Raw genomic sequence first — 19855 nt, forward strand, 5'->3', positions numbered from 1 at the left:
AGGAAAAAAATAGCAATTCGGACATGGAAATGACCCCGAGCAGCGCATCGAACGGCTTTTCCAAGCCAAGAGAGCCCGTGATGCGCTAAGAGGCGAGACCGACCGTGAGCCCATGTCACGCGGGGTCTTGCACGATTTACGTCGGACCGGTCGATCCATGATGAGCCGCGCAGGGGGCCCAGCGATCACGCCGAGCGCGTGCTGGGCCATGCGACCTGTATGTTAGGGAGGCGCAGGATCGCTACGTTCCATCCGCTTAATGCGGATTTTCCAGGCTGAACAGTTCCGACTGCTCGTCATAGGCGAACAGTTCCGCGTAACGTCCCCACGACACGATGGTCTTGAGCGTTTCGTCGGCCTGATCTTCCGCCATGTAGTCCTCGAGCTCGTTGCGGAAGCGCGCAACCGGCGCCGAGTGCGAAGGCCGCTCGTCGAGGACGCGGCGGATCAGGCCCATCACCGGCACATAGTTGATGAGATGTTCGGCGAACAGTTTCTTGCGGGCGTCGGTCTCGAGATGGGCAAAGCGCTTGCCGGCGTCCGTCAGCATGAGGTCGCCTTCGCTCAGCTGGGCAAATCTCAGCAATTGCAGGGATTCGCCGAGGTGGAATATTTCGTCGGCTTCGAGTTGCAGGCTGTTGGCGAGCACCGGCAGGTCCGCATGCCCTGCATAGGGTGGTCCCGCGAGCGTCTCGATCAGGCCCGACAGCACGTTCGATGAGACGTGCTGGAGGATCATGCCGACGCCGCTGCCGGGGATGCCCTCGATGGCCGGCGTCTTGGGCTCCGCGCGCTGCGTCATGCGGGCATAGATGCTGTCGACCAGCTGCCGGAATGCCGGATCGAGACGATTGCGCGGGTGCGGCAGGTCGACCCTGATCTCGGCCGCGATCCGGCCGGGATTGGACGAGAAGACGAGAATACGGTCGCACATCAATACCGCTTCCTCGATGTTGTGCGTCACCATCAGCACCGACTTGATCGGCAACCGGCCTTCGATCCAGAGATCGACCATGTCGGTACGCAGCGTCTCGGCGGTCAGCACGTCGAGCGCCGAAAACGGCTCGTCCATCAAGAGCAGGTCCGGATGAACCACCAGCGCCCGCGCAAATCCGACGCGCTGGCGCATCCCGCCCGACAATTCCTTGGGGTAGGCGGACTCGAAGCCGTCGAGACCGATCAGGTCGATCGCCGCCAGCGCGCGCGTGCGGCGTTCGACGCTGTCGATTCCAAGCGCCTCCAGTCCCAGTTCGACGTTCTGCAGAACCGTCAGCCAGGGAAACAGCGCAAACGACTGAAACACCATCGAGACGCCGTTCGGCGGTCCCATGATCGTCTCGCCGCGGCATTTGGCATCGCCCGACGACGGCGCGATCAGGCCGGCGATAATCCGCAGCAGCGTCGACTTGCCCGAGCCGGACCGGCCGAGCAGGCCGACGATTTCACCGGAATGAACCGTCAGATCGACTTTTTCGAGGACCAGCAATTCCTCGCCGCTGCCTTTCGGAAATGACCGGCAGACGCCGCGGATGTCGAGCAGGCTGGCCTGATTGAGTTGATCGAGCATCGGTTTCTCCTGATCAGCCGAGGCGAAGACGGCGTTCGGCGAAGGCATAGAGCGGCCTCCAGAACAGCCGGTTGAAGAGCGTCACCAGCACGCACATGATGGCGATGCCGAGGACGACCCGGGGGAAGTCGCCGGCCTCGGTCGCGGTCGCTATATAGGCGCCGAGGCCGGTAGCCGTCAGATGGGTATCGCCCCAGCTTGCGACCTCCGCGACGATGGCGGCATTCCATGACCCGCCCGACGCGGTGATCGCACCGGTGATGTAGTACGGAAAAATTCCGGGCAGGATGACCTTGATCCACCACCGCCATCCCTTCAGATGGAAGCTGCCGGCAGCCTCCCGAAGATCGGTCGGGAACGCGCTGGCGCCTGCGATGACGTTGAACAGGATATACCACTGGGTGCCCAAGATCATCAGCGGGCTGAGCCAGACGTTGGTGTTCAGGCCGTAGCGAACGATCATCACCACAAAGACCGGAAAGGCAAGGTTGGCGGGAAACGCGGCCAGGAACTGCGCCAGCGGCTGGATTCGCTCGGCCAATTTCGGCCGAAGTCCGATCCAGACCCCGACCGGCACCCATATCAGCGTCGCCAGCGCAATCAGCACGATCACACGCGCCAGCGTAATGAAGCCGTATCCGACGGCGCTGAACAGGTCCGATGGGCCCAACGTCGCCGAGAGATATCGATAGATCCGCCAGGCCGCGTCGCCGGTGCATGCAATGACGATGGCAAGCCAGACGGCGTCGACGATGCGTGACGGCTGGCGGCCGCGTCTCGTTGCCGTTTTGAATCGGCCTGGAAGCCCGATGTGCAAATTCGAGATGGCCTTGTTGAGCGCCGCGAACGGGTAAGTCAGGACGCGAAGCGCGCGCGTCCGGCGAAACAGGTCGAGCATCCAGGATGCCGGCGCGCTCGCCGAGGCGGTCTGCTCGAAGCGGAATTTGTCGGCCCAGGCCACCACGGGGCGAAACAGCAACTGGTCGTAGGCGAGGATGACCAGAAACATGGCCAGGAGGGCGTAGCCGATCGCGGCGAGATTCTGCTGTTTGATGGCCAGCGCGACATAGGAGCCGATACCCGGCAACGTGACCGTGGTGTTGCCGACCGTGATCGCTTCGGACGCCACCACGAAGAACCATCCGCCCGACATCGACATCATCGTATTCCAGATCAGGCCCGGCATGGCGAAGGGTACGTCGAGCCGCCAGAAGCGCTGCCATCCGTTGAGGTGAAAGCTTTGCGACGCCTCTTCCAGGTCCTTCGGGACATTGCGCATCGACTGATACATGCTGAACGTCATGTTCCAGGCCTGGCTGGTGAAGATCGCGAACACGCAGGCGAGTTCGGCGCCGAACACCTGGCCGGGGAACAGATTCAGGAAGAACACCACGGTGAAGGTGAGGAAGCCGAGGATCGGCACCGACTGCAGGATGTCGAGCAGCGGGATCAGCACCATCTCGGCGCGCCGGCTCTTGGCGGCGAGGGCCGCATAGATGAAGGTGAAGATGATCGAGCAGACGATGGCCAGCAACATCCGCATCGTCGTCCGCAACGCATAGGCCGGCAGATGCGCCGGATCGAGCGTTACCGGATCAACATCGAGCGCCGACAAGGGAAGGGCGGTCTGCTCGCCACCATAGACAATGAGCACCATGGCGCCGATCACGAGCACCAGCGCGACGGCGTCCCAGACGTTGGGCCGCAGCGCCTGCCCCAATCTCGGCGACAGAATCTCTTGAAGGGTCATTACTGCCGCCTTGTCCAGAATTCGTCATCATCACCGTGTCCGCCGTGACTGCACGGCCATCGCGTGCGAGCCCGATCAAGCCCGGCGTCCGCGAATACGTCCGGTCGGCTGCGGCGAATCATCGTGTGAATTTTTTGCAGCGCAGGCATCACCGCAATCATGTCGGCGCGCTGCCGGCAAGGAAATGAAGCAATCGATTTCCTCCGTCCGGAGTTGCCGATGATCGCGTCAAAAGCCATAGCCAGGAGAGGCGCCGTTCTTCACCAGCGCTGATGCGAATCGTTCGCAGTTGCAATAGACGATCCGGCGATTTCCGCGAAGCAACGTCGATTCCGATTTCGTTAACCTCCCGACCCTTACGTCTATCCATACAAACCCGACCGTAAAATGATGACAGAGCTCCGGATTTCTCCTCGGCAGCATGTCCTGAAGGCCGGATTGATCGCCTTTGGCCGCGCCGGCACAAGCTGCCGCAACCTGCGGCGGGGGCTCGCCGGATCGAATGTGCGAAAGGCGAAGCGGATTGGCATGATGTTCGCCACGGCAATACAGTGTGCCATTTCGTTAGGCAATCATCCGTCTTTCGTTGGTCGCGATAAGCCACGCTTAATTCTTTAGCGGTAAAAATTGCCGGATTTCAAAACCGGATAGGCCCCTCACATGCCCAGTTTCTTTCGCCTGATTGACCGTTTCCGCAGGGATAAACGCGCCAATGTCGCGATGATTTTCGGGATCGCGGTGGTACCGCTGATCTCGGCGATGGGGTGTGCGGTGGACTACTCGATGGCGACCAGAATGAGGGCGAAGCTGCAATCGGCGGCCGACGCCGCCAGCGTCGCCTCGCTTTCCCAGAAATCGGCCGGGTTTACCGCGGCCGCGCTCATGTCGAGCGATGGCTCGGTTACGGCCGGCGTCACCGAGGCCAATAACATCTTTGACGGCAACGTCGGCACGATCACCGGTTACACGAATTTGACTCGTACCAGCGTGGTCACGAAAACCGGCATCAAGCTGACATCCAACGTCTCGTTCAGTGCCGACGTGCCGACCAACTTTATGAGGGTGGTTGGGTTTCAAAAACTGACGGTGACCGGTGTCTCGAAATCGACTGCCTCGCTGCCGCCCTATCTCGATTTTTATCTGGCGCTGGACGTTTCGGGATCGATGGGCCTGCCGTCGACACCGGCCGAAGCCGTGCGGATGCAGTCGATCAGCCCGGATAACTGGGTCCAATACCGCACCGGCTGTACCCTGGCCTGCCATTTTGCCCCGCAAAAGAGCGCGTGCGTCGATCCCCCTGTCACACCCCCTGCCGCTCCCGCTTCCAATCCCGCTACCAATTCCAACTACAGTCAGCAATACAATACGAACAATTATTGCATGGGCTATGTGTATTCGCGCCTCAGTCAGAGCGCGCTCAGTGCCCTCATCAACCAGGCGTCGACCTCGTCCGTCAAGAAGCAGGTTCCTGGCTTGCCGGTGGCGATGCTTTCCGGCCTGAATACGACGGTTACTCCTGGCTCGCCGAATTCGCTGATTACCGGCAACACCAGCAGCCTGCCGTACAGCCTGACGGCGGCTACCTCCTGCCCGACCGACGGCACCGACGCCTGCATCCAGTTGCGCCTCGACGCGGTCGGCTTCGCCCTGACCCAATTGTTCATCAAGGCCAACGCCGACGAGAAGGTGACCGATCAATTCCGGATCGGGCTCTATCCGTTCATCACGGATATCGATAAGAGTTATTCTCCGCTGACCAAAACTATCAATGGCAGTGCTTCGACGCCCGGCACCATCAACTATGCCGCCGCAAATCTCGCCACGGAGCTTGATACCAATTTGAATGCAACTCTTGGTTCGGGCGGCACCCATATCGACAATGCGCTCAACAGCTTGAACAATCTGATCGTCAGCGTCGGCGACGGCAGCACGTCGAGTAATACGCAGCCTTTTATCTTCCTCGTCACCGATGGCGCACAAGACAACCAATACAAGGACGTCAATGGCAGTTGGCACGGCAGCAACCACGCCACCGTGCTAACTGACCTCGTCAACGCCTACCCCGGCATCTGCACGACCATCAAGAACCGCGGCATCATCATTTCCGTCCTCAACATTCCCTACCAGACGATCAACCCGGTGAACACAACCTTTGCCGGTGACGAAGACGACTACGCCAACAACAACATTCCGAACATTGCCCCGAGTCTTCAAGCCTGCGCATCGCCGAACTTCTACTTCTCGGCCGGCACCCCGACGGGCATCAACGATGCCCTGAAGAAAATGTTCGACCAGGCGCTGAAGACCGCGCATATCACGAACTGAGCGAGAGCCGGCTCGCTCTCTGACCGAACCAGGCATCGCGCGCGGCTTTCGCGCGATCGCGCCCTTGCGTCGGCGGCGGGACCGTGGATCATCGTGACCGCACCAAATCCAGGGCGGAAATGATTCGCGCGAAGGCTCCATCCGAACACGGCATTGCGGCCGAACTGGTCGCGGTGCTGGTGGCCGTGACCTCGGGCGAACCGCGTGTGCTGACGATTCAGGATCAGTCCGCGCTGCCTTCCGGCCCGTTCGAACTGGACCATCGCTCGCTGCAGTCGGGGTTGCGCGCCTGGGTCGAGCGGCAAACGCGGCTGCCGCTGGGCTATGTCGAGCAGTTGTACACCTTCGCCGACCGCGATCGCGCCGGCGTCACCGCCAAGCACGTCATTTCCGTCAGCTATCTCGGCCTCACGCGTGAGCAGCCGGCCGCCGGCGAACATGAGGCAAGCTGGCGCAGTTGGTATGACTACTTCCCCTGGGAGGATCATCGTCTCGGGCCTCCGCCGCTGATCGAGAAAACGCTGCGGCGGGGCCTGATGGCCTTTGTATCGGCGACGCCGGACAAGGCCGCGCGGCTGGTGCGCCGGCAACGCGCGGCGATGCTGTTCGGGTTCGACGACCATGCCTGGAACGAGGATCTCGTTCTGCAGCGCTACGAACTTCTCTACGAGGCGGGTTTGATTCCGGAGGCGTTGCGCGGCCGTGCTTCCGCGCCGGTGCCTGACAAGGAGGCCGTCGCTGCCCCCGGCCATGCCATGATCCTCGATCACCGCCGGATTCTGGCCACCGGCATTGCAAGGCTGCGGGCCAAGATCAAATACCATCCGGTGGTGTTCGAATTGATGCCGGAGACGTTCACGCTGCTGCAATTGCAGCGTTGCATCGAGGCGCTGGCCGGACGGCTGCTCTACAAGCAGAATTTCCGCCGCCTGATCGAAGGGCAGGAACTGGTTGAGGAGACTGGCGAAATGAGCCTCGATACCGGTGGCCGTCCGGCAAAATTGTTCCGGTTCCGCCGCGCGGTATTCGCGGAACGGGCCATCACCGGGAGCAAATTGCCCATTGCCACTTGACAAGGCTTATACTCAATATCATCATAAGGCATGTACTCGATTGGAGTATAACTTATGGTGCCGGCAATGGAACAATTCAGCTCAGATCGACTCTACGCAAAAGTAAGCCACGCGATCCCCGCGATCGAATGGCCGGCCTTCGCAGGCGATATCGACGCGATCCTTGCGCTGAAGCGGGACCGCAACGCCGTCATCCTCGCGCATAATTACCAGACGCCCGAGATCTTCCACTGCGTGGCCGACATCGTCGGCGACAGTCTCGCTTTGGCGCGCGAGGCGATGCATGTCGAAGCCGATGTCATCGTGCTCGCCGGCGTTCATTTCATGGCCGAGACCGCCAAACTGCTCAATCCATCCAAGACGGTGCTGATCCCGGATCGCGGCGCCGGTTGTTCGCTGGCGGATTCGATCACGCCCGAAGACGTCCGGCTGTTGCGGCAAAGCTATCCCGGCGTTCCGATCGTCACTTACGTGAACACGTCGGCCGCGGTGAAGGCCGAATCCGACATCTGCTGCACGTCGGGCAATGCGCGGGCCGTGATCGAGTCGCTCGGCGTCGAGCGCGTCATCATGCTGCCCGACGAATATCTCGCCAGGAACATTGCCGCCGAGACCAAGGTCAAGGTGATCACCTGGACCGGGCATTGCGAAGTGCACGAGCGCTTCAGCGCCGAGGAAGTGCGGCAATTGCGCGAAAATCATCCGGGCATCGTCGTGCTCGCGCATCCGGAATGTCCGCCCGAGGTGCTGGCCGAGGCCGATTTTGCCGGCTCCACGGCGGCGATATCCTCCTATGTCGCCAAACAGCGGCCGCCACGCGTGGTGTTGCTGACGGAATGCTCGATGAGCGACAACATCGCGATCCAGTACCCCGATCTCGAATTCATCCGGCCCTGCAATCTCTGCCCGCACATGAAGCGGATCACGCTTGGCAATATCCGCCATGCGCTGGAGACGACGCAGCACCAGGTCACGATTGACGACGGCATCGCCGCGCGCGCACGCCTCGCGGTCGAGCGGATGCTGGAGGTAAAATGACAGCCATTCACGATACCGACGGCGCGGCGGTGATCATCGGCGGCGGCCTTGCCGGATTGACGGCCGCGCTGGCGCTGGCGCCGCAACCCGTGCTGCTGCTGACCAGGGCGCCGCTGGGCTTTGAGGCGTCCAGCGCCCTCGCGCAGGGCGGCATCGCCGCCAGTCTCGGCGCCGACGACGACATGTCGCTGCATCTCAAGGATACGCTGGCCGCCGGCGACGGGCTTTGCGACGAGGCGATCGCATCCGCCATTCTCGCGTCGGCGCCGGCGGCGATCGCGCAACTGGTGCGGCATGGCGTCGAATTCGACCGCGACGCCGGCGGCAACATCCTTCTCGGTCTCGAGGCCGCGCATTCGCGGCGCCGGATCGTTCATGCCGGCGGTGACGCGACCGGCCGCGACATCATCCGCGCGCTGGCGCGCAAGGTTGACGAGACGCCCTCGATCACGGTGTGCGAGGCGACGGCCGCGCGGCGCCTGATCGTCGACGACAACGCCGTGCGCGGGGTTCTCTGCGAGACCGCGCAGGGGCCAGTCGTGTTCGCCACCGATCGCGTCGTGATCGCGACCGGCGGCATCGGCGGGCTGTTCCTGCACACCACCAATCCCGCCGCGTCCTTTGGCCAGGGCATCGCGCTGGCCGCCCGCGCCGGCGCCGCCATGGCCGATCTCGAATTCATTCAATTCCACCCGACCGCGCTCGACAGTCAATCCTTCCCGCTAAAGCTGATCAGCGAGGCGGTGCGGGGCGAGGGCGCGATCCTGGTCGACGAGCGCGGCGACCGCTTCATGGCGAACGAGCCCGGGGCGGAGCTGGCGCCGCGCGACGTCGTGGCGCGCGCGGTGTGGCGGCATCTGGCGGCCGGACACCGGGTGTTTCTCGATGCACGAAATGTCGGCGGACTGGATATGGCGCGGCGCTTTCCGACCATCACCGCGCTTTGCCGCGAGGCCGGCATCGATCCGGTCACGCAAGCGATTCCGATCCGTCCCGCGGCGCATTATCACATGGGCGGCATTGCCGTGGACCCGCGCGGGCGGACGTCGGTCGACGGGCTCTGGGCCTGCGGCGAGGTTGCCTGCACCGGCCTGCACGGCGCCAACCGGCTCGCCAGCAATTCGCTGCTTGAAGCGGCGGTGTGCGGCAGCTGGGTCGCGCAGGATATCGCCGCATCGGCGTCGGCCAGGCGGCGCCAGCCGCGGCTGCCCGATGGCAGTGCCATCCGCAGCGATGCAACTTCAGTTCGTCCGATCCTGTCGCGGGCCGCCGGCGTCTTGCGCGATGCCGACGGCCTTCGCGCGGCGGCTCGGGCGCTCTATCCGCTCGCGGTCTCGCACCAGGCGGCAAGCGATCCCGCGATCGTCGGCCTGATGATCGTGATGTCAGCCCTGCGCCGCCGGGAAAGCCGCGGCGCGCATGCCCGCACCGATTTTCCCGAACACGCCGACACCGCGCGGCGATCGACGCTGCGCCTCGATGATGCCCTCGAGGCGGCGAGGGACTTCGTTCCCGACCCGGTCATCTGATTTAAGGAAACACCATGACGCCTTCGCCGCTCCCGACGGTCATGATTGAGCCTTTGGTTCGCATGGCGCTGCTTGAAGATCTCGGCCGGGCCGGCGATCTCACCACCGATGCGATCGTGCCGGCGGCGCACCGCGCGACGACGGTCCTGGTGGCCCGCCAGCCCGGTGTGGTCGCAGGCCTCGATCTGGCGCGGCTGGCCTTTCAGCTCATCGATCCGGCGATCGAGATGCGCGTCGAACGTGGCGATGGCGCAGCGCTCGCCCCGGGCGATGTGATCGCCACCATCTCCGGCCCGGCGCGCGGCATTTTGACGGCGGAGCGGGTCGCGCTGAATTTGCTGTGCCGCCTCAGCGGCATCGCGACCGCAACCGCAAGCGTAGTGGCGGCGGTCCGGGACACCAGGACCGACATCGTCTGCACGCGCAAGACCACGCCGGGTTTGCGCGCGATCGAGAAATACGCGGTGCGGGTCGGCGGCGGCAGCAATCACCGGTTCGGTCTCGACGATGCGGTCTTGATCAAGGACAACCATGTCGCGATCGCCGGCAGCGTCACCGAGGCGTTGAAGCGCGCCAAACAAGGCGTCGGCCATCTCATCAAGATCGAACTCGAGGTCGATACGCTGGACCAGCTGCGCGAGGCGCTCGATCACGGCGTCGATGCCGTGCTGCTCGACAACATGAACCCGGAAACCCTGTCCAAGGCGGTCGCGATGGTCGCCGGCGGCGCGGTGACGGAAGCCTCCGGCCGCATCACGCCCGCCACCGCGCCGTCGATCGCCGCCACCGGCGTCGACCTGATCTCGATCGGCTGGCTGACCCATAGTGTCAGCGTTCTCGACATCGGGTTAGATTTCAGGAATTGAAACGGGGAAGGTCTCTCTTCTCCCTCGCCCCGCGCTTGCGGGGAGAGGGTTGGGGTGAGGGGCTCTCTCAACGTACTTGCTCGCGGATAGTCCCCCTCACCCGGATTGCTTCGCAATCCGACCTCTCCCCGCAAGCGGGGCGAGGCGACCTCAGCGCTTGCGCACGAACCTTGCCACCAGCTCGACGTGCGGGGTGTGGCGAAACTGGTCGACCGGAGTGACGCCTTCGATGGTATAGCCGCCATCGATCAGGATTTTTGCGTCGCGTATGAGGGTCGCGACGTTGCAGGACACCGCGACCACCGTCGCGACCTTGCTGGCGGCAAGTTGGGTTGCTTGCGCCTGCGCGCCCTGCCGCGGCGGATCGAACACGATGGTGTCGTAGTCGCGCAGTTCCTGCGGCATCAGCGGCCGCCGGAACAGATCGCGCGCCTCCGCCTTGAGCGGCTTCAATCCCGAAGTCGATGCCGCCGCCTTCTGCAGCGCGGCCACCGCGCCGGCATCGCTGTCGAAGGCCGCGATCCGCGACTTCCGGGCCAGGCGAAGCGCGAACGGTCCGACCCCGCAAAACAGGTCGGCGATATATTTGGCGCGCACGCAATGATCCGCCACCAGCGCGGCCAATGCCTCTTCACCGGCGACGGTGGGCTGCAGGAACGAGCCCGGCGGCAGGATCACCTGCGCGGTGCCTGCCGTGATCGCCGGTGGCGTCCGCATCAGCACCAGTTCGCCATGGCGCGTCAGCCGCGCCAGGCGATGCTGTTCCGTCACGCGCGATAACGTCGCGATGGTTTTGGTGGGTACCGGACCGGAGCCGCGCACGTCGACATCGAGGCCGGTGTCGGTCGCCGTGATCTGGATGTCGAGCGGCTTCCCGGTCGATATCAGCGGTTCGGCCAGCGCCCATGCTGCATCGAGCGCGCCGTCGAGGCCGGGGCTAAGGATCGGGCAGCGGTCGACCGGAATGATGTCGTGGGAGCCGGCCGCCGCGAAACCCACCTTGAGCACCTCGTGCGTCCCCATCCGCGCGTGCAAGGTGACGCGCCGCCGGCCGAGGCCGTGGGCGTCGATCAGCGGATGAACTTCGCAATCAAGTTTTGCCTGCGCGAGCATCTCGACCACCAGATTGCGCTTCCAGGCACGGTAGTGCCCGCTTTCCCAATGCTGGATCGCGCAGCCGCCGCAGATGGCAAAGTGCGGACAGAACGGCGTGATCCGTTCCGGGCTTGCGTGCTCGACTTGCACCAGACGGCGGCGGTCGGGATGGCCCGGCACCGGCGCCACCTCAACGGTCTCGCCGCCAAGCGTATACGGCACATAGACGTTCCCGCCGCCGGCGAGGGCGACGCCGTCGGCGAAATGACCGACATGATCGATGACGAGGTGCTCAGCCACGGCGCGCGCCGAGGAAGAATTCGATATTGCCGTCGCCGCCGGTAATCGAGGACGGAAACACCTGGATATCGGTGCATCCGAGCGAAGCCGCGAACGCCGTGATGTCGTCGCAGATTTCCTGATGCACCATCGCATTGCGGATGATGCCGTGCTTGGAATGCTTTCGCGACGCCTCGAATTGCGGCTTGATCAGCGCCAGAAGACTCATCGGCGCGGCCGCCAGCGACAGCGCCACCGGCAGCACGGCTTTCAGTGAAATGAAGCTGACGTCGATGACGACGATGTCGGGCCGGGCGGGCAGGCGCTTGCCCTCGAAGCTGCGGATATCGGTCGCTTCCATCGACACGATTTTGGGATGGTTCTGCAGCGAGGGATGCAACTGGCCGTGACCGACATCGACGGCGAAGACGAGGCTGGCGCCGTTCGCCAGCAATACTTCGGTGAAGCCGCCGGTCGATGCGCCGACGTCGAGGCAGACATGGTTCTCGATGTCGATGGGATATTGCTCCAGCGCGCCCGCAAGCTTGACGCCGCCGCGTGAGACATAGGGATGCGCGGGCTGCGCCGACAATTCCGCATCGGCGGCGATGGTTTCCGAGGCTTTCAGCACCGGCTTGCCGTCGGCGATCACGCCGCCGGCCTCGATCGCCGCCCGCGCCCGGGCGCGGCTTTCGAACAGGCCGCGCTCGACCAGCACGACGTCGGCGCGCTTGCGGGGAGTTGGCTCGATTTCGCGCTTGTTGGTCAATTTCGGTCCGATTTGCTTGTTTCGCGATCCGCGGCGAGGCGAACGCAGGCGTCGAACGAGGTGAGATCATGCCAGAGATCCGCAGAAGCGATCTTTGGCGCGACCAGCGGACAACCGTGCAGATCGAGCGCGTGCATCATCATGAGATTGTCGGGCAGGCCAAAATCTTCCACCGTCAGTCCCTCCGGGTCGATCAGGCGGCCATCGGGCGATGTTTTCACGTCATATCGGCGCGCAACGCGCTGCTTGTATGACGAGGGGTCGTTGCTGTAGGCGAGACACAGCTTGCCGCGGCCCGTCATGTAACCGAGTTCGTAGACGGTGCCTGCGTCGGCACTGGGGCCGCGAAACGGCGTCAAATTGGCGATGATGGCGTCGGCCGCCTCCATCATTGCCTCATTGGCTTTGAAGATCGTGAGCGAGGCCTCAGGGGTCGACAGGTCGACCGCGTTATCGAGCGGATAAAGTCCGACCAGCCCGTGACGCGCGCAGATCTCGGCTTTGCGCCGTCCAATCTCAAGCGCGTCCGGCAGGAACACATCGGGGCCTGCCAGATAGATTTTCATGGCCCATCGCGTTTTCGAGCGAAGCATGCCCTCGGACTGATCCGGGGGTGGAATCCGGCTCGCGTCAAGAATACGCATCAAAAAAGTTTCAGCTTCGGTTCCGATTCAATCGCAACCGAAGCGCCGCCGGTGTCAGGCGAGCTTGACCGTCTCGGCCTTGTAATCCTTGCCGAGCGCGTCGAACACCTTGGCGACGATGCCCTTGGCGTCGAGGCCGGCGTGGGCATACATCGCATTCGGCGAATCGTGGTCTATGAACTCGTCGGGCAGTATCATCGCACGCATCCTCAAGCCGCCGTCGAGCATGCCGTGCTCCGCCAGCGTCTGCATGACATGCGAACCGAATCCGCCGATCGAACCCTCTTCGATGGTGAGCAGAACTTCATGCTCGCGCGCCAGTTTCAGCACCAGCTCGACATCCAGCGGCTTCATGAAGCGCGCGTCGGCAATGGTGGTGGAAAGGCCGTGAGCGGCGAGCTCGTCGGCGGCCTTTTCGCATTCGGCCAGACGGGTGCCGAACGACAGCAGCGCAATCTTGTTGCCCTGCTTGACGATGCGGCCCTTGCCGATCTCCAGGGGCACACCGAACTCGGGCATTTCGACGCCGCGACCTTCGCCGCGCGGATAGCGCACCGCGCTTGGGCGATCGTTGATCGCAACCTGGGTGGCGACCATGTGCACCAGCTCGGCCTCGTCGGAGGCGGCCATGATGACGAAGTTCGGCAGGCAGCCGAGATAGGCGTTGTCAAAGGAACCTGCATGGGTGGCGCCGTCGGCGCCGACCAGGCCGGCGCGGTCGATCGCGAAACGAACCGGCAGGCTCTGGATCGCGACATCATGGACCACCTGGTCGTAGCCGCGCTGCAGGAAGGTCGAGTAGATCGCGCAGAACGGCTTGTAGCCTTCGGTGGCAAGGCCGGCGGCGAAGGTCACCGCGTGCTGCTCGGCGATGCCGACGTCGAAGGTGCGGTTCGGGAACGCCTTGTTGAAGATGTCGACGCCGGTACCGGACGGCATTGCCGCGGTGATGGCGACGATCTTTTCGTCCTTCTCGGCTTCCTTGACCAGGCTCTGGCCGAACACGTTCTGGTAGGCCGGCGCGTTCGGCTTGGCCTTGGCTTGCGCGCCGGTGGCGACGTCGAACTTGACCACGGCGTGGTATTTGTCGGCTGCCGCTTCCGCCGGACCGTAGCCCTTGCCTTTTTGCGTCACGACGTGGACCAGGATCGGGCCGGTCTCCATGTCGCGAACGTTCTTCAGCACGGGGAGCAGATGGTCGAGGTTATGGCCGTCGATCGGGCCGACATAATAAAAGCCGAGTTCCTCGAACAGCGTGCCGCCGTCCATCATGAAGCCGCGGGAATATTCTTCGACGCGGTTGGCGCGGTTGGCGATGATCTTCGGCAGGCGCTTGTTGATCTGCTTGGCCGCCTCGCGCAGCGTGCGGTAGGTCTTGCCCGAATAGAGCCGCGACAGGTACGCGCTCATGGCGCCGACCGGCGGCGCAATCGACATGTCGTTGTCGTTGAGGATGACGATCAGGCGCGAGTTCATGGCGCCGGCGTTGTTCATGGCCTCGTAGGCCATGCCCGCGGACATTGCGCCGTCGCCGATCACGGCGATGACGTTGTTCTTGCCGCCGGAGAGGTCGCGCGCCACCGCCATGCCGAGGCCGGCCGAAATCGAGGTCGAGGAGTGCGCGGCGCCGAACGGATCGTAGTCGCTCTCGGTGCGCTTGGTGAAACCGCTCAATCCGCCGCCGGTGCGCAGCGTGCGGATACGGTCGCGGCGGCCGGTCAGGATCTTGTGCGGATACGCCTGATGGCCGACGTCCCAGATCAGGCGGTCGCGCGGGGTGTCGAAGATATAATGGATCGCGGTGGTCAGTTCGACCACGCCGAGGCCGGCGCCGAAATGGCCGCCGGTCACGGAAACCGCGTCGATGGTCTCCTGACGCAGCTCGTCGGCCACCTGCTGCACCTGCTCGATTTTGAGCCGGCGAAGGTCGTCGGGCGTGCGGATGGTGTCGAGAAGCGGCGTTTTACTGAATGTGGTCACAGCGATATTCCAATTTTACATGTCGGGACGAACGGCCCAACGCGAGATGGGTTGCGCATTAACCGCGCAGTGAAAAATCCAGACACCGGGTGCCATCTCGGCAGGCCGGTGCCTGATTTGAACGCCTGGATGCACTCCGGATCGAACCATGTGATATGCATCACGTGGGTCGCTTTACCCTTCCCGGCCAGTTTTCTTAGGCTTTTGAAGTGCTTACTGCCGTCGGAAATCAGCGGCAGGCTGCTCTCAACAGCCCATAGAACTGCAAGCTTTACACCAAAGCGGCAGTCAAAGCCAACCCGCGAAACCGGCGGGTTCCCCGACGAAGGTTTGAATAATCTCGATTTTTTAACCGCTGCGGCGCGCCGAAGGTTCCATCTCGCCCAATTCGGCGGCATCCGAAGCCACGGTTGTGGCCGTTTCGATCATTTTCCAGCCGCATTCGCGGGCAGCCTGGTCGCCGGTCGCGATCGCCAGCGCTGCGTCGGGGGCAGCCATGCGTTCGCTCAGCGGGATCGGTCCGCAGACGATCATGAAGAAATCGTAGGCATTCGGCCGTTCGTTGGCCATGACGAACTGGAAGTGCACGCGGAAGAACTGCCAGCGGAAGCTCTCGTAATGGTCGGACTTGACGATGTCGCGGAAACGGACCGGCACGATGGTGGGGTTGCGTCCGGCGCTCCCGACATCGATGCCGTGACTTTTGATCGGATCGAACTGGTAGAAGTTCATCACGTCCTTGCGCGCTTGGCAGTCGATCCAGTCAATGGACGGTTCGACCGCCAGCAGCCTGAGATGATCGCGGAAATCCTGTGCGGCAGCATGGAACCCGACGATCGGGAAATTTCCGCCGATCGTCAGCAGCACGAGGCGCGGGCCATGACGCCCCAAGGCGGGATCGAGCTTGAGCGCGCGCGCCAGCATTTCAGTTCCCAGGAACGATCCCGAGCTGTGGCCGACGATGACGATTTCTTCCGCCTCGCTGGCGCGCGCGACGTCGACCAGATGCTGCGCGAAGCGGTCGATGCGCTGGTCCCATTCGGGGCGCTGACGGTGCGAGAATTCCCAGGTCCAGATCCAGTCGGACAGGAGATAGAGCACATAGGTGCTGTTTTCGGTGTATTTCAGGACGGTGCCGAGCAGGGCCACGAATATCGCGGCCGCGGCCGCAATGCTGATAAGTCCGGGGATGCCGAGCGCGTCGAGGCCTTTCTGGAACACAAAGGCGATGCCTGCGGCGCATATGGCCTCCAACAGCAGCACGAAATGCGGGTAGGTGATAAAGGTCGCAAACCGCCAGTTGGCCCTGGTGAACCGCGCGATGGTGCCGTTGAAGACCAGCCGCCAGTAGATCCACACGGAGTGGAATACCGTGCGCCAGATCGGGGAGGCGAGGTCGCGCTGGATGAAGTCCTCAAATTGCAGGAAGTCGTAAGCGGTGTGGGTCTGCCAGTCGTCCGCCTTGGTCTCGATCGTCCAGGACGCGATCTCGTCATCGGCTGCGACCTTGGGCCGGCTGATGGTGGCCGAAAGCTGATAGAGCCGGCCGAATTTCCGCAGTTCGGTCCGGAACATGCGGTAGTATTGCGCGAGGCCGCGCGGATCGTATCCCTGAATATAGATGATATGGCGGTGCTGAACGCGCACGTAGTCCCCCCGGGGTGGTGGCGGGACTATAGCAGCCCATCGAACGCGCCAAGAGCTATTTCGGCCCTCGTCGGGGATGGCGGACGCTGGATTCGCCGAATGTTCTCGACTGTTGCAGCGCGGCCTGCGCTATTGAACGTCGAGCGGCTCGGTTCCGGTCACCTGGCCCGAGGCGTCGGTGGTGATCTTGTCGACGCGCGCCTCGGCCTGCCGCAGCAGTTCCTCGCAGCGCCGCTTCAGGGCCTCGCCGCGCTCATAGATCGCGACCGACTCCTCCAGCGGCACCTTGCCGTCCTCGAGCCGCTTGACGATCGTTTCAAGCTCCTCGATCGCGCGCTCAAAGCTCAGCTTCTTGACGTCCACTTGGGTGTTTTCGGCCATATTGCGTTCCCGGATGCGATCTCTTCAGTTGGAGCATGATCTCCGCGCAAACGCTTTCGCGTTTGTCGCGAGGGAAAACCGGTTCCCACTTTGCGCTAACGCGGCCTTCCAGGTCCGGATCATGCTCTTCCCGGCGCAGAATCAAGCGAATTTTTACGGGCGTATTGTGGCGGGGTTTCACGCGCCCATCAATGCGGTGACATGCGCCGCAACCGACTCTTTCAGCCCCTGCAGGTCGTAGCCGCCCTCGAGCACCGACACAACCCGGCCGCCGGCGCTGGTCGCCGCGAGATCCATCAGCTTGCGGGTGACCCAGCCGAAATCCTCCGCCCTCAGATTGAGCGAGGCCAGCGGATCGCGATAATGCGCATCGAAGCCGGCGGAGATGATGATCAGTTCGGGGCCGAATTTCTGCAACTGCGGCAGAATCAGGTTTTCGAACGCGGCGCGGAACCTGGGGCCACCGTCCTCGGAGGCGAGCGGCGCATTGACGATGGTGTCGTGCTCGCCGCGCTCGCCGCTTGCACCGGTGCCGGGAAACAGCGGCATCTGGTGCGTCGAGCAATACATCACGGTCGGATCGGCCCAGAAGATATCCTGGGTGCCATTGCCGTGATGGACATCGAAATCGACGATCGCGGCGCGGCCGATGCCATATTTGCGCTGGGCGTGACGCGCGGCGATGGCGACGTTGTCGAAAAAGCAGAAGCCCATCGGCTTGTTGATCTCGGCGTGATGGCCGGGAGGGCGGACGGCGACGAACGCATTGTGATGGGTCCCCGACATCACGGCGTCGGTCGCGGCGACCGCGCCGCCGACGCCGCGCATCACCGCTTCCCAGGTGCCCGGCGACATCGAGGTGTCGCCGTCGAGATAGATCAGGCCGCTTGAAGGCGCGATATGCCGGAGTTCCTCGACATAGTGTCCGTCGTGACAGAGCATCACCTGATCGAGATTGCCTTCCGGCGTTTCGCCGCGCGCCAGCGGACTGAAGCGGTCTTCCGCCAGCACCTCGCCAACCGCGCGCAGCCGGTCGGGCCGCTCCGGATGTCCCGGCGGCGTGAGATGGTCGAGAGAGGCGGGATGGGTCAGAAGAAGCGTCATGCGTGATCCCGGCGTACGAAACGCCCGTGCGAGGAGCGGCTAATCTAGGCGGTCATCAGCCGCTCCGAAAGAGCCCTGCGCGGGCCAGGCGCGCCGCGGTCAGTTGATCCGGACGATCCGATCGGCCGCGGCGGGTGCGACCGGACTATGGATGTGGAAATAGATATCCAGCGCATCGACATCGTAGACGCCGAACTGTGGCGCCTTTCCGTCCCTGAACACGGTAAAGCCGTCGCCGCCGACGGAGAGGAAGTTATTGACCGTCACGCGATAGCTTGCCGCGGGATCGATCGGTGTCCCATTCAGCGACATCCGGTCGGCGAGGATGCGATCGCCATCCGGCCTGGCGCTGTCCCAGGCGTAGGCGAATCCTTTCGAGATCTGCAGAATCCGCGGCCGTTTCGGGTCAAGCCATTGCTGCTCGAGCATGTCCTTGATCTGTTTTCCGGTCAGCGTCAGCGTGACCAGCTGGTTGCGGAACGGCTGGCTCGCGAAGATATCGGCGTAGGTGACCCGGCCGTCTTCTTTCCGGGCGATGTCGGTGCGCACGCCGCCCGGATTGGTGAAGGCCATCACGGCGCCGCCGTTGGCGCCCGCGCTGGTCGCGGCCAGCTGGGCATCGGCGACGATATCGCCGAGCGGGCTCTCGCCGGCGTTGTTGGGGACGCGCGACAGCGTGTCGGTCACCGAACCGGCCGGACGGTTGGCGAGCGGTGCTGCGACCTTGTCGTAAGCTTCGAGCAGCGCGGTCTGTTCGGCGTCCTTGGCAAGGGTCGCGGTGCGAACGATGGTGTTGTCGGCTTTGGCGCTGACGACGTCGCGCGTACCGGATCGAGCTTGAGGTCGATCGCGGTGACCAGCGTGCCGTATTTGTCGCCCGAGGTGACCAGCCGTCCGTCGATCTCGCAGACATAGGCCTGATGGGTATGGCCGGAGACCACGACGTCGACCGCGCGATCGAATTTCCTGACGATGTCGACGATCGGGCCGGAAATGCCCGGGCACTCGTTATAGTCGCCGGTCGGCGTGCCGCCTTCATGGATCAGCACCACGATCGCCTCGACGCCGCGCGCTTTCAATTCCGGGATCAGCGCGTTCACCGTGTCCGCCTCGTCGCGGAATTCGAGCCCGGCCGCACTCACCGGCGAGATGATGTTCGGCGTGCCCTTCAAGGTCAGGCCGATGAAGGCGACCGGGATGCCTCCGAACGTCCTGATTTCGTAAGGCGGGAACACCGTTTTGCCGGTGCCGGTGTCGATCGTGCTGGCGGCGAGATAGTGGAATTTGGCGCCGGGGAAGGGGTGCGGTCCCTGGCACTTGTCGACCGGGTGGCAGCCGCCGTTCTGCATCCGCAGCAACTCGTCCTTGCCCTCGTCGAATTCGTGATTACCGACGGAGGAAAGCGCCAGCCCCATCATCGACAGCGATTCGATGGTCGGCTCATCGTGGAACATCGCCGACAGGAACGGGCTCGCGCCGATCAGGTCACCGGCCGCGACGAAGATCGTATTGCTGTGACCCTCGCGGAGCTGATTGACCAGCGTCGCCATGCGTTCGGCGCCGCCCGCGCGCATGATGATCTTTTTGGTCTTGTCATCGGGATCGGTGATCCGGATACCGCCCGGCGGCGGGCGAAGGTTGCCGTGAAAATCGTTGATCGCAAGAATCCGCAATTCGACCGGCGCCGCGGTCTGGGACTGGCAGGGAGCGGCGGCGAGCGACAGGATTGCGGCGACGAGGAGCGCAAGGCGGAAGCATCTCATGACGTGACCATGGAGGGGCGGCACAATATTCTTGCGACGCAGCCG

At 63.5% G+C, this 19855-nt stretch carries 14 protein-coding genes and 1 pseudogene; 5 read left to right on the top strand and 10 right to left on the bottom strand.

Translation table 11 applies throughout. The features are described from left to right. Positions 1-256: 256 nt before the first annotated feature. Both V1289_RS35185 and V1289_RS35190 read right to left on the bottom strand, forming a co-directional pair. The gene (locus V1289_RS35185) at positions 257-1567 is read right to left on the bottom strand and encodes an ABC transporter ATP-binding protein (RefSeq protein ID WP_334403072.1); all 1311 of its coding nucleotides are present in this window, start codon (positions 1565-1567) and stop codon (positions 257-259) included. 13 nt (positions 1568-1580) lie between these two features. Further along, a complete protein-coding gene (locus tag V1289_RS35190) occupies positions 1581-3317 on the bottom strand; it encodes an ABC transporter permease (RefSeq protein WP_334403075.1) in 1737 nt (578 codons plus the stop codon). Between the two features lie 660 nt (positions 3318-3977). On the opposite strand from V1289_RS35190, the gene V1289_RS35195 reads away from it, so the two are divergent. From V1289_RS35195 to nadC, 5 genes are all read left to right on the top strand, one after another. After that, positions 3978-5642: a TadE/TadG family type IV pilus assembly protein gene (locus tag V1289_RS35195; protein WP_334403077.1), complete on the top strand. Its 1665-nt coding sequence runs from the start codon at positions 3978-3980 to the stop codon at positions 5640-5642. 119 nt (positions 5643-5761) lie between these two features. Continuing rightward, on the top strand, positions 5762-6715 hold the full coding sequence (locus V1289_RS35200) for an NUDIX hydrolase (protein ID WP_334407797.1): 954 nt from the start codon (positions 5762-5764) through the stop codon (positions 6713-6715). Between the two features lie 66 nt (positions 6716-6781). Then, positions 6782-7753, top strand: a complete 972-nt coding sequence (nadA, locus tag V1289_RS35205) for a quinolinate synthase NadA (protein WP_334403079.1) — start codon at positions 6782-6784, stop codon at positions 7751-7753. Then, on the top strand, positions 7750-9282 hold the full coding sequence (locus V1289_RS35210; protein WP_334403081.1) for an L-aspartate oxidase: 1533 nt from the start codon (positions 7750-7752) through the stop codon (positions 9280-9282). Before nadA ends, V1289_RS35210 begins: the two co-directional genes overlap by 4 nt. A 14-nt stretch (positions 9283-9296) precedes the next feature. Next, on the top strand, positions 9297-10148 hold the full coding sequence (nadC, locus tag V1289_RS35215; RefSeq protein ID WP_334403084.1) for a carboxylating nicotinate-nucleotide diphosphorylase: 852 nt from the start codon (positions 9297-9299) through the stop codon (positions 10146-10148). Positions 10149-10298: 150 nt separating this feature from the next. Here nadC and V1289_RS35220 read toward each other — a convergent pair whose 3' ends face one another. From V1289_RS35220 to V1289_RS35255, 8 genes and pseudogenes are all read right to left on the bottom strand, one after another. Then, positions 10299-11543, bottom strand: coding sequence for a class I SAM-dependent RNA methyltransferase (locus V1289_RS35220; RefSeq protein ID WP_334403087.1), 1245 nt, complete (start codon positions 11541-11543; stop codon positions 10299-10301). Then, on the bottom strand, positions 11536-12291 hold the full coding sequence (locus tag V1289_RS35225) for a TlyA family RNA methyltransferase (protein ID WP_334403090.1): 756 nt from the start codon (positions 12289-12291) through the stop codon (positions 11536-11538). The genes V1289_RS35220 and V1289_RS35225 overlap by 8 nt, the downstream gene beginning before the upstream one ends. Then, the gene (locus V1289_RS35230; protein WP_334403093.1) at positions 12288-12857 is read right to left on the bottom strand and encodes a nucleoside 2-deoxyribosyltransferase; all 570 of its coding nucleotides are present in this window, start codon (positions 12855-12857) and stop codon (positions 12288-12290) included. Before V1289_RS35230 ends, V1289_RS35225 begins: the two co-directional genes overlap by 4 nt. A 132-nt stretch (positions 12858-12989) precedes the next feature. After that, positions 12990-14915 (bottom strand): 1-deoxy-D-xylulose-5-phosphate synthase, encoded by a 1926-nt coding sequence (gene dxs / locus V1289_RS35235; protein ID WP_309183206.1) that lies wholly within the window; start codon positions 14913-14915, stop codon positions 12990-12992. A 348-nt stretch (positions 14916-15263) separates the two neighbouring features. Next, positions 15264-16562, bottom strand: a complete 1299-nt coding sequence (locus V1289_RS35240; protein WP_334403096.1) for an alpha/beta fold hydrolase — start codon at positions 16560-16562, stop codon at positions 15264-15266. A 129-nt stretch (positions 16563-16691) separates the two neighbouring features. After that, the gene (locus V1289_RS35245; protein ID WP_074279853.1) at positions 16692-16943 is read right to left on the bottom strand and encodes an exodeoxyribonuclease VII small subunit; all 252 of its coding nucleotides are present in this window, start codon (positions 16941-16943) and stop codon (positions 16692-16694) included. A gap of 177 nt (positions 16944-17120) precedes the next feature. After that, positions 17121-18047, bottom strand: coding sequence for a histone deacetylase family protein (locus tag V1289_RS35250; protein ID WP_334403100.1), 927 nt, complete (start codon positions 18045-18047; stop codon positions 17121-17123). Between the two features lie 99 nt (positions 18048-18146). Then, positions 18147-19810 (bottom strand): annotated as a pseudogene (locus V1289_RS35255) (bifunctional metallophosphatase/5'-nucleotidase). Positions 19811-19855 lie beyond the last annotated feature (45 nt).

Origin of the sequence: Bradyrhizobium sp. AZCC 2289 (assembly GCF_036924615.1) — a bacterium.
GTDB lineage: Bacteria > Pseudomonadota > Alphaproteobacteria > Rhizobiales > Xanthobacteraceae > Bradyrhizobium.